This window comes from Hymenobacter sp. BRD67, assembly GCF_013256425.1.
Classification (GTDB): Bacteria; Bacteroidota; Bacteroidia; order Cytophagales; family Hymenobacteraceae; genus Hymenobacter.
The window spans coordinates 2,561,967-2,582,032 of record NZ_CP053904.1 but is presented as its reverse complement, the minus strand read 5'-3'; the positions used below and the strand labels follow the sequence as shown (position 1 = coordinate 2,582,032).

Annotated in this window: 15 protein-coding genes and 1 riboswitch; all 15 genes read right to left on the bottom strand. The window is 61.5% G+C overall.

Annotated elements, in window-relative coordinates; all coding sequences use genetic code 11:
• Nucleotides 1-39: 39 nt before the first annotated feature.
• The 15 genes from GKZ67_RS12025 to GKZ67_RS11955 all read right to left on the bottom strand — a co-directional run bounded on the left by GKZ67_RS12025 (nucleotide 40) and on the right by GKZ67_RS11955 (nucleotide 20,034).
• Entirely contained in the window at nucleotides 40-348 is a 309-nt protein-coding gene (locus GKZ67_RS12025) for a bifunctional precorrin-2 dehydrogenase/sirohydrochlorin ferrochelatase (protein ID WP_173242605.1), read from the bottom strand.
• Nucleotides 349-459: 111 nt separating this feature from the next.
• Nucleotides 460-2,166 (bottom strand): NADPH-dependent assimilatory sulfite reductase hemoprotein subunit, encoded by a 1,707-nt coding sequence (locus GKZ67_RS12020; protein WP_173242603.1) that lies wholly within the window; start codon nucleotides 2,164-2,166, stop codon nucleotides 460-462.
• Nucleotides 2,167-2,252: 86 nt separating this feature from the next.
• The gene (locus GKZ67_RS12015; RefSeq protein ID WP_173242601.1) at nucleotides 2,253-5,156 is read right to left on the bottom strand and encodes a TonB-dependent receptor domain-containing protein; all 2,904 of its coding nucleotides are present in this window, start codon (nucleotides 5,154-5,156) and stop codon (nucleotides 2,253-2,255) included.
• Between the two features lie 225 nt (nucleotides 5,157-5,381).
• A complete protein-coding gene (locus tag GKZ67_RS12010; protein ID WP_254244782.1) occupies nucleotides 5,382-6,959 on the bottom strand; it encodes a sulfite reductase flavoprotein subunit alpha in 1,578 nt (525 codons plus the stop codon).
• Nucleotides 6,896-7,195 (bottom strand): hypothetical protein, encoded by a 300-nt coding sequence (locus GKZ67_RS12005; protein ID WP_173242599.1) that lies wholly within the window; start codon nucleotides 7,193-7,195, stop codon nucleotides 6,896-6,898. Before GKZ67_RS12005 ends, GKZ67_RS12010 begins: the two co-directional genes overlap by 64 nt.
• Nucleotides 7,196-7,227: 32 nt before the next feature.
• A complete protein-coding gene (cobA, locus tag GKZ67_RS12000) occupies nucleotides 7,228-8,025 on the bottom strand; it encodes a uroporphyrinogen-III C-methyltransferase (RefSeq protein ID WP_173242598.1) in 798 nt (265 codons plus the stop codon).
• A gap of 23 nt (nucleotides 8,026-8,048) precedes the next feature.
• Nucleotides 8,049-9,428 carry a sulfate adenylyltransferase subunit 1 gene (locus GKZ67_RS11995; protein ID WP_317172140.1) on the bottom strand — a complete coding sequence of 460 codons (1,380 nt, stop codon included), beginning with the start codon at nucleotides 9,426-9,428 and terminating at the stop codon, nucleotides 8,049-8,051.
• Nucleotides 9,429-9,469: 41 nt separating this feature from the next.
• Entirely contained in the window at nucleotides 9,470-10,366 is an 897-nt protein-coding gene (cysD, locus tag GKZ67_RS11990) for a sulfate adenylyltransferase subunit CysD (RefSeq protein ID WP_173242596.1), read from the bottom strand.
• 89 nt (nucleotides 10,367-10,455) lie between these two features.
• Nucleotides 10,456-11,214, bottom strand: coding sequence for a phosphoadenylyl-sulfate reductase (locus GKZ67_RS11985; protein WP_173242594.1), 759 nt, complete (start codon nucleotides 11,212-11,214; stop codon nucleotides 10,456-10,458).
• Between the two features lie 278 nt (nucleotides 11,215-11,492).
• A riboswitch (SAM riboswitch) is annotated at nucleotides 11,493-11,604 on the bottom strand.
• 206 nt (nucleotides 11,605-11,810) lie between these two features.
• On the bottom strand, nucleotides 11,811-13,478 hold the full coding sequence (gene pruA / locus GKZ67_RS11980; RefSeq protein ID WP_173242592.1) for an L-glutamate gamma-semialdehyde dehydrogenase: 1,668 nt from the start codon (nucleotides 13,476-13,478) through the stop codon (nucleotides 11,811-11,813).
• Between the two features lie 174 nt (nucleotides 13,479-13,652).
• A complete protein-coding gene (locus GKZ67_RS25170) occupies nucleotides 13,653-13,709 on the bottom strand; it encodes a hypothetical protein (RefSeq protein ID WP_410505072.1) in 57 nt (18 codons plus the stop codon).
• A gap of 214 nt (nucleotides 13,710-13,923) precedes the next feature.
• A complete protein-coding gene (locus GKZ67_RS11970; RefSeq protein ID WP_173242590.1) occupies nucleotides 13,924-16,092 on the bottom strand; it encodes an Ig-like domain-containing protein in 2,169 nt (722 codons plus the stop codon).
• Nucleotides 16,005-19,130, bottom strand: a complete 3,126-nt coding sequence (locus tag GKZ67_RS11965; RefSeq protein ID WP_173242588.1) for a beta strand repeat-containing protein — start codon at nucleotides 19,128-19,130, stop codon at nucleotides 16,005-16,007. Before GKZ67_RS11965 ends, GKZ67_RS11970 begins: the two co-directional genes overlap by 88 nt.
• Entirely contained in the window at nucleotides 19,100-19,807 is a 708-nt protein-coding gene (locus GKZ67_RS11960; RefSeq protein WP_173242586.1) for a hypothetical protein, read from the bottom strand. The genes GKZ67_RS11965 and GKZ67_RS11960 overlap by 31 nt, the downstream gene beginning before the upstream one ends.
• Entirely contained in the window at nucleotides 19,717-20,034 is a 318-nt protein-coding gene (locus GKZ67_RS11955; RefSeq protein WP_173242584.1) for a hypothetical protein, read from the bottom strand. Before GKZ67_RS11955 ends, GKZ67_RS11960 begins: the two co-directional genes overlap by 91 nt.
• Nucleotides 20,035-20,066 lie beyond the last annotated feature (32 nt).

Here is a 20,066-nt window from a genome sequence, read left to right as displayed (position 1 = left end):
CCGATGCCAGGAAGAAATCAGTACCTTCAACAGCGCCGGCTACGTTGGTAAGCAGCCGGAACCGAGCAGATTCAGCCTGTATTTGCTGATTGAGGGAATCTCATCTGTAGCGATGAAGAGCACCTCGTGCTGGGCAAAATCGGTAGCATCCCACGGGCGCTCACAGAGCTGTACCTGGGGATAAGGCCCGGCCAACTCATGCAACGCCGGCGTTAGGACTGGGCCGATTACCGTTACGCAGGTGGCAGGGCTATTGCGCAAAATGGCATTCAGGCGCTCCGTAGCTAAGCGGCCCCCGCCGATAACCAACACCCGAAACTGCGCCAGCTGAAGAAAGACCGGAAACAAGTTGTTACCGGTAGCAGGCGGCGGGCCGGGGGAAACTACGGTATCGGCTGGCGGGGCAGCGGAAGGTCAGCCATGGCGGAAGGCAGCATAACTTGCTGGGTAGGCGGTAAGTTACTCGTGAAAATTCAGGCCGTGCGTGGTCGCCTTTACGTAGCCCTGGCGCACTACAAAGTCACCAAAGCCTTCCTGGGGCTGACGCTGCGCGGCGTAGGCAGCGAAAAGGGGAGTTAGCTCCCGAATAATGCCTTCCTCGTCCAGCATTTCGCGGTAAAGCTTGTTGAGGCGCTCGCCGGCGTGGTCGGCCCCAAGGTAGAGGTTGTAGCGGCCGGGGGCGCGGCCTACCAGGCCAATCTCGCCGAGGTAGGGGCGGGCGCAGCCATTAGGGCAGCCAGTCATGCGGATGAGAATACCCGCGTCGGCCAGGTTGTGCGTGCGAATAACAGCGTCGAGCTTATCGAGCAGCTGGGGCAGGTAGCGCTCGGCCTCGGCGAAGGCCTGCGAGCAGGTATTGAGCGCCACGCAGGCCAGGGCATCGCGGCGCAGCCGGGTAAGCTGCTCGGCTTTGGGCGCGGCCCCGTTTTCTTCCAGAATAGCCTGAATACGGGCGCGGTGCCGGGCTTCGATATTACCCAAAATGAGATTCTGGTTGCCGGTGAGGCGGAAATCGCCGGTGTGGAAGCTGCTTATTTCGCGCAGGGCTGACTTGATGCGATAGCCGGGCCGGTCGAGCACACGGCCTCCTTCCACAAACAGTACGAGCTGCGAGAGGCCGGTAGGGTCGCCCGTCCAGCCAAAGGCGTCGCTGGAACTGTGAAACTGGTAGGGGCGAGCTGCTGCCAGCTCGTAGCCCAGGCGCTGGTGCAACTCGGCCACGAAAGCCGGCAGGCCGGCGCGGTCAATAGTGTATTTGAGGCGCGAGAGCTTGCGGTTTTCGCGGTTGCCCCAGTCACGCTGAATGGTCACGATCTTCTCGCAGACTTCCACCACTTGGGCGGTAGGCACGAAGCCAATAACATCGGCCAGGCGCGGGTAGGTTTCGGGCAGGCCGAAGGTCATGCCCAGGCCGCCGCCCACGGCCACGTTGAAGCCCAGCAGCTGGCCATTTTCCTCAATGGCAATGAGGCCAATATCGTTGGAGAAAATGTCCGAGTCGTTGTAGGGCGGCAGAGCCAGCGCAATTTTAAACTTGCGCGGCAGGTAGGTATGGCCATAAATAGGCTCATCATCCACGGCTTCGGTGGATTCCTGTAGGCTGCCGTCGAGCCATATCTCGCGGTAGGCGGTAGTGCGCGGCGTGAGGTGGGCGCTGATGGTTTTGGCCAGCTCGTATACTTCGTGATGCACCGCCGACTCGTGCGGGTTGGTGTTGCACATTACGTTGCGGTTGACATCGCCGCAGCCGGCGATACTGTCCATCTGGACTGCGTTAAAGCCCTGGATGGCCGCCGGCAGGTTGCGCTTGAGCACGCCGTGGAGCTGGAAGGTCTGGCGGGTGGTGAGCTTAAGGGTACCGTTGCCGTAGGCATCGGCCAGCGCATCCATGCGCTGCCACTGGCTGGCCGAGGCCACGCCACCGGGCACGCGCACCCGAATCATAAAGGAAAACAGTGGCTCAAGCTTTTGCTGCTTGCGCTCGCTGTCGAGGTCGCGGTCGGTTTGCTGGTACGAGCCGTGAAACTTGATAAGGTGGGTATCGTCGGGGTTGAGGGCGCCGGTGAGGCGGTTGGCGAGGCTATCGACCAGGGTACCACGCAGGTAGCGGCTGGCAATCTTGACGTGCTCGACTTCGGAAAGCTTGGGGGCGATGGTAGCGGACATGGAGTTGCTTAGTTAAAAGTTAAAAGGGAAGAGTTAAAAAGAGATAGAAATGTGGTATTGGCTCTTCTCTTTTAACTTCAGAAATGCTAGTGCAGCACAGTGGCATCGAAGGTGACGCTCACGTAGTACAGGGCGCCGATGGTAGGGCCGGCGGCGTATTGAAAATAGCGGTGGTCCAATATATTGGTGCCGCCAAGCTTAATGGTCGATTTCAGCGTAGGCACGCGCAGGTTTGCCTGGGCGTCGAGGTTGGCATAGGCGGGCACGGTGCCGTTGGCGAGCGGGCTTTCCCAGTAAAAAGACGTTTGCCAGTGATAAACAACGTTGAAGCCGAGGTTGCGCACGATTTCGCGGTTGCCGAAGGAGGCGCTGCCGGCCCATCTGGGCGTATTAAAACCGGTGACGAACACATCGGGTTCGGTATTGGCCGATAAGGCGTTGTAGTTAATATTGCCGCCGGCGGTGTATTTCTGGAAGAAATTGTACGTCAGGCCCAGCGTAGAGCCATAGCTATGGTAGTTCTGGCGCGAGTTGGTATACACACGGTACCGGTCCTGGCGGGCGTCGCGGTTTTCGCGCAGGGCTGCCAGGGCCGCGTCGTCGGTGCCGACTGCTACCTGAGCATTGGCGGCATTTTTGGGCACGCTCACTTCTACCTGCCCCAGAAAGCCAGCGTAAACGTTGTAATACGCATCGGCGTCGATAGATAGTCTGTTGTCGAACAGCACACTACGGTAGCCTACTTCGAAGGCGTTGATTTGCTCGGGCTGCTCAACGCGCAGATTGGCTACTTGCAGCAGACTGCGCAGCTCGGGCCGCAGGGCGGCCTGGCTGGTGGCGGCACCCTGGTTGGCCGCCACGTAGGCATTTACGGCCGCGTTGAACTGGTCGATGGACGCCTTGGTATAAGAGTTTTGCAGGTAGTTGAGGCCCTCATTAACGCGGGCCAGGCCACCCACGCGGCGCACATTGCCGTTATTGACGAAGGAAAGCGCCTCAAACAGGGACGGGAAGCGCCAGCCGTTCTGGTACGAGGCGCGGAAGTTGTGGTTCTTGGCCAGCGTATACACGGCCGCCAAGCGCGGATTAGCTTTAGCCGTAAACTCGGGGTTATAATCGACGCGCAGCGAGGCGGTCAGCTTGAGCTTATCATCCAGCAACAGCTTGCTGGCCTGGGCAAAAGCGCCGTATTTCTGGTAATACACGTAGCTGCCGCCGGGCTGGGTGCGGTCGCTCAGCGGCCGGTTGAAATCCACGAAGTTGTTGCCATCGGGAATAATCTGGTACACGCGGGCATCGGCCCCAAGCAGCACATCGGCAAACCTGATGCGTGGGCCCAAGTTCCAGAGCCCTTCCGTGTGATACGTGCGGCTGTGCTGGCTGAGCGCCGCCCCGCCCGGAATAGGCGCCCCCTTCACATTGACGCCGCTATCCCAGTTGTTGATATGAATAATCTGGTTTTTGAGGTCGTTAAACGCCTGGGTGCCGGGCTCGGCGCGGCCAGCGTCGGCGGCAGTGCGGGCGGCCACCATTGCCGGAGCCAGGCCCACGCCCGAGGCCAGCTGGCTTTTCAGCGCATCGGTAAAGCGGGCGCCCCATACGGCATTGGAGCCGTTCTGCAGGTCGAGATTGAGCGATAATGGGTTAAGATTGTAAGAGTTACCGGTATTTTCCAGCAACGTGTAGGCGCGTACCGTAAAGTCGCTGCCTTGCAGCTCCAGCTTGTGGTTTTGCACCGTCACGCCATCGAGCTGAATCTTGTTGCCGCGTTGAAACACCCCGTCCATCAGGCCGAAGCGATAGCCGTAGCTCAGCTCCAGCTTGTCGGTGAGCTTGTAGTGGAGGCTGGCATCGGCCTTGATGTTGCGCACGATGGGGTTCACCAAGTCCTTCTCGTAGTAGCCCGTACGGGTTACGACAAACTTCTGATTTTTACCATTATACGGCACGGTGATAGTTAGCGAGGAGTTGCTGTCGTCGCCGTAGCGGTTCCAGAGGTCGGCGGCCGGGTTAAAGGCGCCCGACAGCTCGGGGAAGGCGGGGTTGGCGGTAGCGAGCGGCTGCGGGTTCTGGTCGGTCTGGTTGTTGGCAAGCCAGTCGGTACCGCGCAAAAAGTCGAGGTTTACCTTGTAAGCCCAGCGGCTGCCGGGGCCGAGAGCCTGCGCCCAGCGCACGGCCGTTTCGGTGAGCACGCTTGGGTTGCGGTCGATGCCATCGACGTGGTTGACGCCTATTTTCTGGTACACGCTCAGGCCCTGGTACGTGTAAGGGCTTTTGGTAGTGAGGTTGGCCAGGCCGTTGATGGCATTCATGCCGTAGAGGGCCGAGGCGGCACCGGGCGTTATCTCGACGGTGGCAATGTCGAGCTCGGTAGGCCCGATGGCGTTGCCCAGCGGCACGCCCAGGGTAGCGGCCTGCATATCAACACCATCGACGAGCTGCATAAAGCGGAAGTTGTTCGGAACGTTGAAGCCCCTGGTATTCGGCACCTTAAAGGTGAGGCTGCTGGTGAGCATCTGCACGCCCTTCACGTTTTCGAGCGCGTCGTAGAAGCTTGGGGCGGGTGTTTCCTTGATGGCGCGGATATCCAGCTTCTCAATGGCGACCGGCGACTTGAGCCGGCTCTCCTCGACCCGTGAGGCCGATACAACCACCTCGCTGGTCAGAATGTCCTTGGATTCGAGGGCTACGCTGAGCGGCTGGCGGCTGCTGACGATAGCCAGCTCGATGGGTTCGTGCCCGATAGCGTTGAAAACGAGCACAAAGGGATAGTTAAGCTTGGCTTTGAGGGCAAACCGGCCGGTGGCATCGCTCTGGGTGCCAGCACTGGTGCCTTTGATACTGACACTCACGCCGGGAAGCAATTCGCCGCTGCCTTTTTCCTGCACCACACCGCTGATGGCAATAACTTCAGTTTGGGCAAATACAGCGCTGATACTAGCCAGTAGCAGTAGGAAAAACAGGAAAATTGTGGGGTAGTAAGCTTTCATGTAATATGCAACTTCTTGAATGTAAGCAGTCCGGAGGCGGGTGGGCGGCGTACAAGCCGTCATTATGCCGACATCGGGCCCGCATACTGGAATCAGCCAGCTGCATAGTGGTGAAAATGGAAAGGTGACGCATGGAGAAAGGCGACAGGAGGTGGTGATGAGTAAGAAAAAGGTTGTCAGGCCGAGTGCAGTCCGGCCCGACGCTCTTTGCGAGCAGGGCAGCTGCTAATACACATCTTCGAGATAGCGGCGCTGCTTGCGGAGGTTGCGAACATAGGCAATGGCTTCATCCTGAGGTAGGTCAGCCTCGCGGCGTACTACTTCGGTGAGGGCATCCTGCACGGCACTGCCCAGGCGCACCTTGTCGCCACAGACATAGAGCTTGGCCCCGCCTTCGAGCCAGCTAAAAACTTCGCGGCTATTTTCGAGCAGGCGGTCCTGCACGTACACTTTAGCCGCCTGGTCGCGCGAGAAGGCTACATCGAGCCGGGCCAGCCCGCCCCGCTTGAGGTGTTGCAGCCACTCGGTCTGGTAGAGGAAGTCGGTGGTAAAGTGCGGGTTACCGAATAGCAGCCAGTTGCGGCCGGTAGCACCCAGCTCCACCCGTTCTTCCACAAAGCCCCGGAAAGGCGCAATGCCGGTGCCGGCCCCCAGCATGATAATATCGGTAGCCGGGTCGGCGGGCAGCTTGAAGTACTCGTTGTGCTCCACAAATACCCTGGCGGTTTCGCCCACGGCAATACGGTCGGCCAGATACGATGAGCAAACGCCGTGCTTGCGGCGGCCGTGGGCCTCGTAGCGCACGGCTCCCACGGTCAGATGCACCTCGTCGGGATGGGCGAGCAGGCTGCTGGCGATGGAGTAGGCCCGGCTGGGCAGCGGGCGCAGGGTTTCAATCAGTACCTGCGCGGTAAGGTTATCAACCGGGAACTCACTCAGCAGGTCGGCCACATCGCGGCCGTAGAGGTAAGGCTGGAGCCGTTGGGCATCGGTAGCCAGCTCGCGCAGGGCGGCGTGCTGCGGGGCGAGTAGCGCATAGCGCTCAATCACGTCGCGGGTGAGTACGCTCAGCTCGCGGCGGCTGGCCAGCGCGGCGGCCAGCGGCAGCTCTTCGCCGCTGAGAGCCACCAGCTCGGTATCGCTGAGGCGGGCCGCGCGGAGCACTTCCTCTACCAGCGGGTCTTCGTTGGTAGCCAGCACGGCCAGGGCATCGCCGGGCTCGTAGGTCAGGCCCGAGCTGGCCAGGTCGAGCTCCATATGGTAGGTTTCCTTGGTCGAGCCGCGGCCATTAAGCTGAATGCTGGCCAGCACCGGCGCCGACCACGGGTGCTCGCGGGTGTAGGCCAGATTTTCAGGCGCATGGATAACGGCGGCCGGGCTGGCAGTAGTCGGGCTGGCCACCGGGGTTAATTCCGTCGAAATTTTATCCAGCGCATCGGCAATCCAGGTGGCAGCGCGGGCCTGATAATCCACATCGCACTCCACGCGGTCGAGCAGGCGCCGGGCACCCAGCGTGGCCAGGCGCTCGTCAAAATCACGGCCGGTCTGGCAAAAGTGCAGGTAGCTGCTGTCGCCCAGCGCCAGCACGGCGTAGCGCAGGTCGGGCAGCTTGGGCGCGCGCGGGCTACCCAGAAACTGGTGCAGCTCTTCGGCGGCTACGGGCGGGTCGCCCTCGCCGTGGGTACTCACAATGAGCAGCAGCACCTGCTCGCGGGCCAGGTTGCGGGGCGCGTACTCGTTCATGTCCTGCACCGTGGCCGGGAGGCCGCGCTTACTGGCGGCTTCGGCGGCCTGGCGGGCCACCTTGGCGCCATTGCCGGTGTGCGAGCCGTAGAGAATGGTGAGCGTGGGGCCACAGCGGCCGGAGCCGGAGGGGCGGCGGTAGCTGCCGTAGTACCAGCTCCGGCCGGGGTGCCGGTAGCCCGGCCGTAGAAATAGCCGCTAAGCCACAGCAGCTGCGAGCCATTCAGGCCATCGGCCAGCTGCGCCAGGGTAGAATCATCAAAGCCGGGGGGGAGCGGCGTAGGAAGCGAAGACATGGATACTTTATTACGTTTTTTATATAATCATTTTATGCAACTTCGGCATAGGCCAGCAGCGGATGCAGGGCGGCCGAGGCCGCGGGCGCGGCCTGGCCGTGGGCAAGACCGGCCACCGCGCCAATCACGATAACCGCGGGCGAGCCCAGGCCGGCCTCCGCCACGCGGGCTGCCAGCGTGGCCACGGTGCCCGTAATTACCTGCGCGGTAGGTAGTGTGCCGTTTTGCACCACGGCCGCCGGCGTATCGGCCTGGCCATGCTGGCTGTAGAGGGCCATGATATCGGCCAGGCGGTGCAGGCCCATCAGGATGATGGTAGTGAGGCGGCCCCGCGCTGCTTCGACCAGGGCCGGGGCCAGGCTACCGGTAGCCGTAGTGGCAGTAATTACCTGAAATCCTTCGCTTAAGCCACGGTGCGTAACCGGAATACCCGCGTGGCCGGCGGCGGCCACGGCGCTGCTGATGCCGGGCACGTAGGCCGTAGCCAGGCCGTGGGCGGCGGCATACAGCATCTCCTCGCGGCCCCGGCCGAATACAAACGGGTCGCCACCCTTGAGCCGTACTACGTGGCCGTAGCGGCGGGCCTCGCTCACAATGAGGGCGTTAATCTCCTCCTGCTCCAGGGCTTTGAAGCCCCGGCGCTTACCCACGAAGATGCGCCGGGCGGTGGGCCGGGCGTGGGTTAGCAGTTCGGCGTTGGCCAGGGCATCGTAGAGCACTACGTCGGCTTCCGCCAGCACCCGCGCGCCCTTGAGGGTAAGCAGCTCAGGGTCGCCGGGGCCGGCACCAACTACGGTAAGGCGCGGGATAAAGGACGAGTAATCAGCCATAAGAAAAGGCGAGATAAAATCGATTAAATACTGAACGCCAGCGCATTTTCGGCGGGCGCCGCGAAAGCTTCGGGGTCGGTAGCCGTAATGAGGCCAGCGGCCAGCGTCGCGCCGGTTTGCTCCTCAACCAGGATAAAAGCGCCGGTGGCCCGGTTGTCGCGGTAGGTGTCGGCCACCAGCGGGCGGGCTGTTTTGAGGCGCACCCGCACGATGTCGTTGAGTTGGGCCTCATCGGCGGCTACGCGCTCGAAAGTGGCCACGTTGGTGCGGTCAACAAGGGTGGTTACGGCCGCTTTTACCACGGCGGCGTGGTGCTGAATCAGCAGCTTGCGGCCGGCTTTGAGCGGGCGCTCATCCATCCAGCACAGCGTAGCTTCCAGCTCGCGGGTGAGCGCGGGCGGCGCACTAAGCGGCACAATGGAATCGCCCCGGCTTACATCCACGTCATCGCGCAGGCGTAGCACCACCGATTGCGGGGCTTCGGCCGTGGCCACTTCCTGCTGGTTAACCTCAATGGCTTCGAGCACCGTTTCGAGGCCCGACGGCAAAATGCGCACGCGCTCACCGGCCCGGTAGCGGCCGCTCTGAATGCGGCCGGCGTACGCGCGGTAGTCGGGCAGTTCCTCGGTCTGGGGCCGAATGACGTACTGCACCTGAAAGCGCGGCTCATGGGGGTTGGCATCGGCTTCGGCCGGCACGCGCTCCAGGTGGTCGAGCAGGCTCGGGCCGGTGTACCAGGGCAGGTGTCGGGATGGCCGCACTACATTGTCGCCCTGTAAGGCGCTGAGCGGAATGGCCACCACTTCGGGCAAATGCAGGCGCCCAGCAATGAGCTGGTAGTCAGCCACAATCTGCCGGAAAATACTTTCCTCGTAGCCGACCAGGTCCATCTTGTTCACGGCCAGTACAAAGTGCCGGATGCCTACCAGCGAAGCCAGCAGTGTGTGGCGGCGCGTTTGCTCAATAATGCCCTGGCGGGCATCTACCAGCACAATGGCCAGGTCGGCGTTGCTGGCCCCGGTCACCATGTTGCGGGTGTACTGCACGTGGCCCGGCGCGTCGGTGATGATAAACTTGCGGCGCGGCGTGGTGAAGTACTTGTGCGCCACGTCAATCGTGATGCCTTGCTCGCGCTCGGCCTTGAGGCCGTCGGTGAGCAGGGCCAGGTCAACGTCGCCGCCGGCGCGGCGCTTTTCGAGCATCGCCAGCACGTCGAGCGATACCGAGTCGCTGTCGTAGAGCAGGCGCCCGATGAGCGTGCTCTTGCCATCATCGACGCTGCCGCAGGTGATAAACCGCAATAAATCCATATTGATAATGCGCTGAATGTGAAAGATGTGGAAGTGTGAAAATGGGTATTTGAGAAAGTTGAAAAACGAAGCTGGTGCCGGGGAGAGGCCCATGTCTTACTTGGTCATATCTTTCACATTCCTTACATTTAATTTTAAAAATATCCGTTGCGCTTGCGGTCTTCCATGCCCGTTTCCGAGAAGTTGTCATCGAGGCGCGTGGCGCCGCGCTCACTCACTTTGGCCAGCAGCAGGTCCTGGATAATGTCGTCGATGGTGGCCGCGTCGCTTTCCACGGCGGCGGTGCAGGTCGAGTCGCCAACGGTGCGGAAGCGCACGCGGCGGCTCACTATCTCGTCCGTATCGTCGAGGTTGAGGTGCTCGCTCAGGCCGAGCAGCTGGCCGCTGGGCAGCACTACGCACTCGCGCTCGTGCGAGAAGTAAATGGCTGGCAGACTGATATTTTCGCGCTGGATGTAGTTCCACACGTCCAGCTCGGTCCAGTTGGAAATAGGGAATACGCGCACATTTTCGCCCTTCTGGATGCGCCCGTTGTAGATGTTCCACAGCTCGGGGCGCTGGCGGCGCGGGTCCCACTGCCCAAACTCGTCGCGCACCGAGAAAATCCGCTCCTTGGCGCGGGCCTTTTCCTCGTCGCGCCGGGCCCCGCCGATGCAGGCATCAAACCCGAACTCTTCGATAACATCTAATAAAGTATATGTTTGCAAGGGATTGCGGCTGGGGTATTTGCCACCCGGCTCCCGCAAGCCACGCTCCCGAATGGTATCTTCTACCTTGCGCACCAGCAGCTTTTCGCCGAGTTCGGCGGCCAGCTCATCCCGAAAATCGAGGATTTCCTGAAAGTTGTGGCCCGTATCGATGTGCACCAGCGGAAAGGGGAACTTGCCGGGGCGAAAAGCCTTCTCGGCCAGCCGCGTGAGGGCAATCGAGTCTTTACCCCCCGAAAAAAGCAGTGCGGGCCGCTCAAACTGGCCGGCTACCTCGCGCAGAATATGAATAGCTTCGGCTTCGAGCCTGTCTAGGTAATCCATTGATAAATAATATTTTATTTGCCGTTTGACTTTGCCGTTATGGCAAGCGTAGGGCTGTAATGACAGCTGGTTGGCGTGCTAAAGAGGCGCTAGCCCGGTAGGCGCTCCACTACCGGGTCGAGGCCCTGGTGCCCGAGCGTATGGTGCAGGCCGCACTCCTTGGCGTCGGCGTTTTCCCACCACCAGCGGCCGGCCCGGAAGTCCTCGCCCGGCGCAATGGCGCGGGTGCAGGGCGCGCAGCCAATGCTCACAAAGCCCTGCTGGTGCAGCGGATTAACCGGAATGCCGTGGGCTTGCGCAAAGGCCCAGGCCTGCTCCCAGGTCCAGTCGAACAGCGGGTGTACTTTCAGGAGCTGGTGGCCGGCGTCCCACTCGGCGCGGTGCATATGCTGGCGGTTGGCCGACTGCTCGGCGCGGATACCCGTTACCCACACCTGCTGGCCAGCCAGGGCGCGGGCCAGCGGCTCCACCTTGCGGATGTGGCAGCATTCCTGACGGTTTGCGATGCTTTCGTAGAAGCTGTTAGGCCCTTTTCGGGTCAGCATCTTTTCGAGGCTAGCGGCCTGTGGCGCAACTACTTCAATGGGCTGGCCGTAGCGCTGCAGGGTCTTGTTCCAGGTAGAGTAGGTTTCCTGAAAGTTGCGGCCGGTATCGAGGGTAAATACCCGAATGGGTAATTCGTGCTCGAAAATAAAATGACTGATTAGCTGGTCTTCCAGGCCAAAAGACGTTGAAAACGACACCCGGCCGGGAAAATGGTCGGCCAGCAGGGCCAGCGTTTCAGGTACCGAGTGCTCGGGCAGGTACCGGCGCAGGTCATCGACCCGGGCCTGAATAATAGCATCCATAAAGTAGAAGGGGAGGGGATTTCGCGATGGAAATCGCAGAAAAAACGATGCCGGCACAACGGGGCGCTCCGGCCGGGCATAGCAAGGCCCGGCGGCGTTTTACTAACCCGAATGATGGGGCAGCCGGCCGGTGGGGGCCGTGCTAAGTGGCGTTAACAGCTCCGCATAACCCGCATCGGCATTCCGGCGGGGCGGCACATACAACAACACCCATGCTGTAAGGAAGCAAGCGAGGTGGTCGTAGAGCGGAAGTTGTTAGAGCAGCACACGGCAACTTGTTTTTATATCGTCAGCGCTTAGCTGCGCTGACCTTCGGTTGGCACCGTTTGGGAATGCCCAATGGTTGCCGGCGGTTCGTCGAGCCTATCTCTCCACGCCTCTGTATAAAAACAATCCTTCTGGCAAGAGGAATTGATGGCGCAAAGGTATAATAGGAATTTTGAAAATTCCAAACGAACAAAAATAAATAGCTAAGCGCTTGACAATCAGCGGGCGGCCCCTCATGAGAGAAGCCGCCCGTTGAGTATCAAGCGCTATAAGTAGGAAGCTGGCCGATTGGTTTAGCGACAGTAGCGCGTGCTACCAGGTTCGCGCTGCTAAAACCCGCCCTTGTCGAGGTTCAGGTCTTCTTTGGGCGCGGCCCCCATAAACGGATAAGGATATTCCGTGGGCGGGTTGAATGTTTCTTTGATAGCCCGCGGCGACACCCAGCGCTGCAGGTTGAGCAGCGAGCCGGCTTTGTCGTTGGTACCCGAGGCGCGGGCCCCGCCGAATGGCTGCTGACCTACCACGGCGCCGGTCGGCTTGTCGTTGATGTAGAAGTTGCCGGCTGCGTTCACCAGCTTTTTGGTAGCCAGGTCAATAGCATAGCGGTCTTGCGAGAAGACGGCCCCGGTAAGCGCGTAGGGCGAGGTGCTGTCTACTACGTCGAGGGTTTGCTCAAACTGCTCCGCGTCGTACACGTGCACCGTCACAACGGGGCCAAACAGCTCGTCGCACATCGTCACGTACTTGGGGTCTTTGGCCAGGATAACGGTCGGCTCCACGAAGTAGCCTTTCGACTTGTCGTAGCCGCCGCCGGCAATTATCTCAGCCTCGGTGCTGGCTTTCGCGCGGTCGATATACTTAGCCAGCTTGTCGAAGCTGGCTTCGGTGATAACGGCGTTGATGAAGTTGGTAAAGTCCTCGACATCACCCATTTTCACCGAAGCCAAATCCTGCTTCACGTAGCCCAGAATCTCGTCGGCGAGGTTGGAGGGCAGGTATACCCGCGATGCGGCCGAGCACTTCTGGCCCTGGTACTCAAACGCGCCGCGCGTGATGGCCGTGGCCACGGCCTTGGCATGGGCCGAGGGGTGGGCCAGGATAAAGTCCTTGCCGCCGGTTTCCCCCACGATGCGGGGATAAGATTTATACAGGTGAATATTCTGCCCGATTTCCTGCCAGATAGTCTGGAATACCTTGGTCGAGCCCGTGAAGTGAATGCCGGCAAAGTCGCGGTGCTTGAAAATAACGTCGCCGGCCACCGGGCCATCCACGTAAATCAGGTTGATGACGCCCGCCGGCACGCCGGCTTCCTGAAACAACTCCATCAGCACCTGGGCCGAGTAGATTTGTGGGTAAGCGGGCTTCCACACCACCACGTTGCCCATCAGGGCCGCCGAGGCGGGCAGGTTGGCGGCAATGGAGGTGAAGTTGAACGGGGTGAGGGCAAACACGAAGCCTTCGAGTGGGCGGTGCTCGAGGCGGTTCCACATGCCAGGCGACGACTCGGGCTGCTGGCGGTATATTTCCTGGGCAAAATAAACGTTAAAGCGCAGGAAGTCAATCAGCTCGCAGGCCGCGTCGATTTCAGCCTGGAAGGCGTTTTTACTCTGGCCCAGCATAGTAGCCGCGTTGATACGGGCCCGGTAGGGGCCGGCCAGCAGCTCGGCGGCCTTCAAGAAAACGGCGGCGCGCTCTTCCCAGGGCAGGCTGGCCCAGGCAGGGCGGGCGGCCAGGGCCGCGTCGATAGCCTGGGTTACGTGGCTGGCATCGCCTTCATGAAAGTGGGCCAGCACGTGCTGGTGGTCGTGGGGCGGCGCCAGCGGCAGGGTACGACCCGTGCGCACTTCCTGGCCGCCGATGTGCATCGGAATATCGCGCTCGACCTGCTTGATGCGCTTTAGCTCTTTGACCAGCTCGATGCGCTCGGGCGAGCCAGGGGCGTAGCCTTTAACAGGCTCGTTGATGGGGGTGGGAACTCGGAAAAAGGCGTTGGACATAAGCAGTAGGGGCGGGGGTGAGGCTGGTGAGAAGCAGGCCGCAAAGGTAAGAGCTACTGCCGGAGCCATGCGGCAGGCCACCTGGGCCGCACTATAAAAGCCACCCAACTGCTTTGACAGCAGCCGAATGGCTTTTATATTAAAAAAATACTATGTAATAGATGCCGGCCTGCTTTAGCGGGCGCGGCGGCTGCGCAGGCGCTTGAGGCCATAGGCCACGCCCGATGCCAGTAGCAGCGAAGCGCCACCATCGAGGGCACGGCGGTGGGGTCCTGAGGGGCCGGGCCACCCGAGCCGGGGGCCTGGGCCTTAGCGAGAAGCGTGACCAGAATAAAGGCTGAAGCCAGGTAGTAGCGCATAAGGAGAAAGTGAAAAGCTGAATGCATTAAACCAAAGAACCTTGGCGGGCGGCCGACGCTTGCCGGCCGCCCGCCAAGCCGTGGAGTTATTCTACCACGAGTTTCTTCACCACTACGCCGGCACTGGTGCTAAGGCGCAGCATATAGATGCCGGTAGGCAGCTCCGTCAGGTCGAGCTGATGGGGAGCAGCACCTTGGGCCGGAAGCACTACCGTGCGCGCCTCACGGCCTACCGCATCGAGCAGCGTAGCCGTTACGGCCTGGCGGCCGAGGCTGACGGGCAGCTCCACGAACGCCTGCTTTGTGGCGGGGTTCGGGTAGAGGGCAACTTGCTGGGCCAGGGCGGCCGATACGGTCGCCAGTGCCTGTTGCGGGGAGAACACCAGCTCGAAGCGGCCGGTAATCAGGGTAGTGGCGTTGGTGACCGTAAACTGGTAAGTAGACTGCTGGGCGAGGTCGATAACGGCCCCGCTTTGCAGGTCGCGCAGGTACACCGGCACGTTGGTCAGGTTCAGCAGCTGGGCGGCCGTGAACGTGTAGGTGCCTGAGGCGGGCACGCCCACGGCCAGGGGTACTACGCGCTGGCTGGTACCCAGCTCGGCGCGGCCATCAATAGCCAGCTGCTGGCCAGTGATGCTGGTCGAGAGGTTCAGCCCGGAGGTATTGGGCAGCTTCACGGCATCATACTGGGCGTCGAAGCCATCGGTAGCCCCATTCTGGAAGTACACGTAGGCATCGTCGGTGGCAGTACCGCTGGTGCCTTTCAGCGTGAGCTTTACCAGGGGCCGGGTTTCGGTAGTGCGCTGGAACGTAGTGCCATTGGGCGAAGTCAGCCGCTGACTGTTACGGAAAGTGAGCGAGCCGCTGGCCTGGCCACTGCTTACCCGCGTAAAGAAGCCCTGCCCCGAGGGCAGCACAGGGTTGCCGCCGATGCCATTAACGTAGCTGCGGTACTGACCCTGGTACTGGGCAGTACTGCCAAATACGTAGATAGCGGCATCGAGGCCCTGGCGGTCAGTAGTAGCTACCAGGCTGTAGTCGAGCGGCGAGGGGTAGGGGTTACCCAGCAGCTGCCAACCGCCATCGTTGTTGTAGGTGCTGCGGTTGCTGGCCAGGTTCAGCGTCAGACTGCCGTTGTTGAGCGTACCCATAAAATCTACCAGCTCCGAGGCGCCAATATTGACGGTGTAGCCCTGCCCCACCACGAGCGGGTCGCTCAGGGCATTGGGCGAGAAGAAGCCCTTGTCGAAGAGCGCCGAGCTGTTGGTGAGCGAGAGTCGGCTCTGGTCGTAGCCATATACGGTGGGGAAAGGCCGTTCCAGCGTAGGCGTAGGCGACGTGTTGTAGGTCGGGTTTACGACGGGCGTGAAGCCGCTGGTCGTCAGGTCAGCCACCGTGGTATTGCTTACCGGCGCTGAATAGTGACGGTAGCCCAGGCCTGGGTTCAGGCTGGGGTCGATGTAGCGCTGCACGGTAGCCGCGCCCGTTACCACGCCCCCGTTGTTGTAGACCAGCGCATCGCCGCTAGCCGAGGAAAGCAGCGTGAGCGGGTTGCCATTGGTAGCGAGGTTGCCATTGAGCGTGAGCAGGCGCTGCACCGAGGTGCTGGCCGAGGTGCTCGATTGTGCCCCGCTAACACCGATGGTCAGGTTGTAGAAGCGGGTGTTGCTGCTGCCCAGGATGTTAGCCAGGGCAGTTGAGCCCAGCGCTACCGTGCCGCCCGTGGCGGTGAAGGTGCTGTTGTTGGTCAGGTCGCCGCGAAGGTCAAGCGTGCCGCCGGTCTGGGTGAGGCTGGTCCCGCTATTAATGGTCAGGTTTTTAGCCGAAGCCGTGCCCGCTGCAATCAGTGGATACCGGGGGGCTCCGGTCGGGATGATGGCATCGAGCGTAGACGTTGGTACGCCCGCCGTCCAGTTGCCCGCCGTAAACCAGTCGGAACTAACGTTACCCGTCCAGGTAGTGAACGTAATGGGTGCATACGTAATGCTGAACTGGGAAGCGGCGGTGTTGCCGTTGCCGGCCTGGTCCTGGGCCACGTTGGCGGGCACGTTCACCGTTACCAGGCCGGCCGCGGTGGGCGTCACGTTAAAGGTATAGGTGGTGCCCGAGCCGCTAACGGTGCCAACCGAGCCGTTGCTCACCGTCACGCCCGCGGCCGAGAAGCCGGTTACGTTCTCCGAAAAGGTGACGGTGAAGGGAATGGGCGAAGTCGTGGTGCTGCCGCCGCTGGCGCCGGCCGAGGAGCTGATGGCCACGGTCGGGGCACCGAGTCAACGGTGAAGGTGTTGGTGTTGGAGTTGGCACTCACGGCCGAGCCGCTGGACTGAGCCGTGGCCCGCACCGTGTGCCCGCCCTGAGCCAGGGCCGAGGGCTGGGTGAGGCTGAAGTTGCCGCCGGCCGAGGCCGTTGTGGTGCCGATGCTGGTACCATCCACGTACACCGTTACCGTCGAGTTAGCTACGGCCGTGCCGCCATAGGTGGGGGTAGTAGTGGTGGCGTAGCTGCCATTAGCCGGGCTGCTCACCACCGGCGCTGCCGTTACGGGCTGCGTGTACGTAATGCTGAACTGCGAAGCCGCCGTGTTAGGGGTATTGTTGGCATCGGTGGCTGCTCCGGCCGGCACGTTCACCGTTACCAGGCCGTTGGCCGAAGGTGTTACGTTAAACGTGTAGGTGGTGCCCGAGCCCGCAAAGCCTGAAACCGAGCCGTTGCTCACCGTCACGCCCGCGGCCGAGAAGCCGGTTACGCTCTGCGAGAAGGTGACGGTGAAGGGAATGGGCGAAGTACCCGTGGTGCTGCCACTGGCGCCGGCCGTGCTGCTGATGCTGGCTGTCAGGGCCGGGGCCGTTACGGAGAAGGTAGCCGAGGTGAAGGTAGAATAGCCGTTGCTGCTCGGCTGAATGGTACCGATGAACACGCCGTTCAGGAATACGTTCAGTGCCTGGTCGAGCGTGGTGCAGCACACGCGCTGGGCAGTCTGAAAGCTCACCTGGTAGCTGCTGCCCGTGGGTAGGGCCAGGTTTTGCTGGAGCTGGCCGTTGCTGCCGCCGTTGCTTTGCACAAAAGCCACGGCAATGCCATTCGGTATGGGAGTAGTCGGAGTAAAGGCGCTGCCCGCATTAGCAATACCCGACTGCGCATTAAACGTCCAGCTGGCGCCGGTCGGGTTGTAGCCGAAGTCGCCATTGGCTAGTGGGGCATGGGTTTCGAAGCTGGTGTTTTGCAGGGCATTGGCAAACGGCGAGCCGCTGCTGAGTACCTGCACCACGTCCACGAAGGCCGTTACGTCGGACCCTGTGCCGCCTGTGCCCTGAATGGTCAGCTGAGGAGCAGCCGCGAAGCTCTTGGTAATCGTGTATACATCGCCCGCCGTGTACGGCACGTTCGTTACCGTGGGCGAGAGGCCAACGCTGTTAGCTACATTCAGGCGTAAGGTGCCGTCGCCGCTACCTGTATTTACCGCCACTGTGTAAGTAGTGCCCGAGCCGATTACGCTGCTTACCGAAGCCCCGCTAACTGCGCCGGTCGTTGTTAGCGAAAAATTACTGGTCGTCACGCCCGTCACGCTGGCCGAAAAAACAACCCGGTAGTTCACCGTCGTTGTGGCAGTAGGTGAGGGCGTCAGGCGCGTCACCGATACCACAGTGGCCGTTGGCACAACGTAGGTGATGGAGTAGGTGGAGGGAGCGGCGGTGTTGCCGTTGCCGGCCGCGTCCTGTGCTACGTTGGCGGGCACGTTCACCGTTACCAGGCCGGCCGTGGTGGGCGTCACGTTAAAGGTGTACGTAGTGCCCGAGCCGCTAACGGTGCCAACCGAGCCGTTGCTCACCGTCACGTCGCCGGCCACGAAGCCGGTTACGTTCTCGGAGAAGGTGACGGTGAAGGGAATGGGCGAAGTCGTGGTGCTGCTGCCGCTAGCGCCGGCCGAGGAGCTGATGGCCACGGTCGGGGGCACCGAGTCGACGGTGAAGGTGTTGGTGTTGGAGTTGACACTCGTCGAGCCGTTTACTGTGGCGGTAGCCCGCACCGTGTGCCCGCCTTGGGCCAGGGCCGTGGGCTGGGTGAGGCTGAAGTTGCCGCCGGCCGAGGCCGTGGTGGTGCCGATGCTGGAGCCGTCCACATACACCGTTACCGTCGAGTTAACTTGTGAAGTGCCCGAGTATGTGGGCGTAGTGGTAGTGGAGAAGCCGCCGTTGGCTGGCGCGGTAACTACCGGGGCGTTAGGCGTAGTCGTGAAGCTGCTTGTGGTGCCGTAGCTCGTGCCTACTGTGTTGATGGCGTAGGCCCGTACGTAGTAAGTGGTGCCCGGCGTCAGGCCCGAGATGGTGGCCGAGAACGTACCCGTACCCGAGCCATTGGCCACTTTCGTGTCGCTCGTGGTAGGCGTAGTGTTGGTGGTGCTGTACACCACGCCCCGGTCGGTCACGGCTGCGCCGCCGTCGGAAGTCACGTTGCCGCCGAGCACGGCGCTGGTGGTGGTGATGCTGGTGGCTGCGGCCGTCGTCACGGTAGCCGGGGTATTCACGGTGAAGGTGACGCCGTTGCTGGTGCCCCCGCCCGTCGTGATGGTGACGTTGCCGGTGGTAGCGCCCGCAGGCACCGTAGCCGTGGCCGTCGTCACGTTCGTCACGCTGAAGGTCGTGGCCGCCGTGCCGTTAAAGCTTACGCCGGTAGCCCCGGTAAAATTGGTACCGGTCAAAGTCACCGACGTGCCAATCGGCCCGGAGGTAGGGTTGAGGCTGGTGAGAGTCGGAGGAAGTACGCTCACCTGGCCGATAAACCCGACTCCGTTGCTCAGCGTTGTGCTGCCAAAGGTGGCCGGTGCAACCATCACGCCCCCTACCATAGCCTGGCCGCCGCTAATGGCAATGCCAAAGCCGCTATCGAGGTCACTGCCACCGCCACTCACTGCCCCGCTATTCGCCAGCCCCGAACCGCTATCGGTATACTTGGCCACAAACACGTCATTGTTACCCGAACCCGAGCCCGACAGCGTGGTACCACTGATAACAGCCGAGGTGCCGGCAACGAAACTGCCCGTTGCTACTACAGTCCCGTTGTTCACGGCAATACCTCCCTGACCATCAAAGTCGTCGCCGCTGCCGCCACCACTCAGTGCGCCACCATTAGTTAGTCCCGAACCATTATCGATATATTTAGCCACAAACATATCTACGCCACCCGCTCCTGCCAGCGACGTACCGCTGATGCTGGCCGAAGAGCCGGAAGCAAAAACACCCGTCACATACACGTTAGTGCCGTTTACGGCAATACCGTAGGCATTGTCCGACATTGTACTGCCGCCGCGCACGGCCCACCGCCCGTAAAGCCCGAGCCGTTGTCAGTATACTTAGCTACGAAGAAATCCTGGCCATTGGTGCCGGAGCCGGATGGAAGCGTGGTGCCAGCGATGACGACCGGAGTTGTGCTGTTAGAATTATACTTGCCTGCTACGTACACTTTCGTGCCGTTTACCGCAATGGCGTTGCCCGCGTCGGCAATCGAGCCGCCGCCGCTCACGGCCCCGCCGTTGGTGAAGCCATTTGTCGTTGAGCCGGGGTCGGTGTAGCGGGCTAGAAAGAAATCCGCGATGCCATTATCTGTGAGTGTCGTTCCACTAATGCTAACGGTGCCGCCAGCGGCGGCATACATCTGGCCGGTCACGTATACTGTACTGCCGCTCACGGCAATGGCAATACCTTTGTCAATGCCGGCATTACCACCCTCGCTGATAGCCCCGCGGGCGGTGAAGGTAGTGCCACTATCCACGTACTTGGCCACAAATATGTCTAAGTTGCCCGCCCCCGCCAGCGACGTGCCGCTGATGTTGGCCGAGGCGCCGGAGGTAAACTGGCCCGTTACGTAGACTGTACTACCGCTCACGGCAATGCCGTTGCCCTGGTCGTCGCCGGTGCCGCCGCCGCTCGTGGCCCAGGCAAAGGAGTTGGTGCTGGCGCTGTACTTAGCCACGAATATATCGGTGCCGCCCGCGCTGGTAAGCGTGGTGCCCCGAAGGTGGCCGAACCCGAGTAGGAGCCGGTGATGAAGGTGTCGCCGGCGGCATTTACGGCCACCGCATTCACGGCAGCCCCCGAGGTACTGACGGCGCTTTGCCAGGCGGGTGCCTGGGCGCGGCCAGCCAGCGGCCGCAGCAGCGCCAGTAGCAGCAGCACGGGCAGAAGTAGCTTTTGTTTCATGTTAAGTAAGGAAGAGAAGTGATAAACTAAAA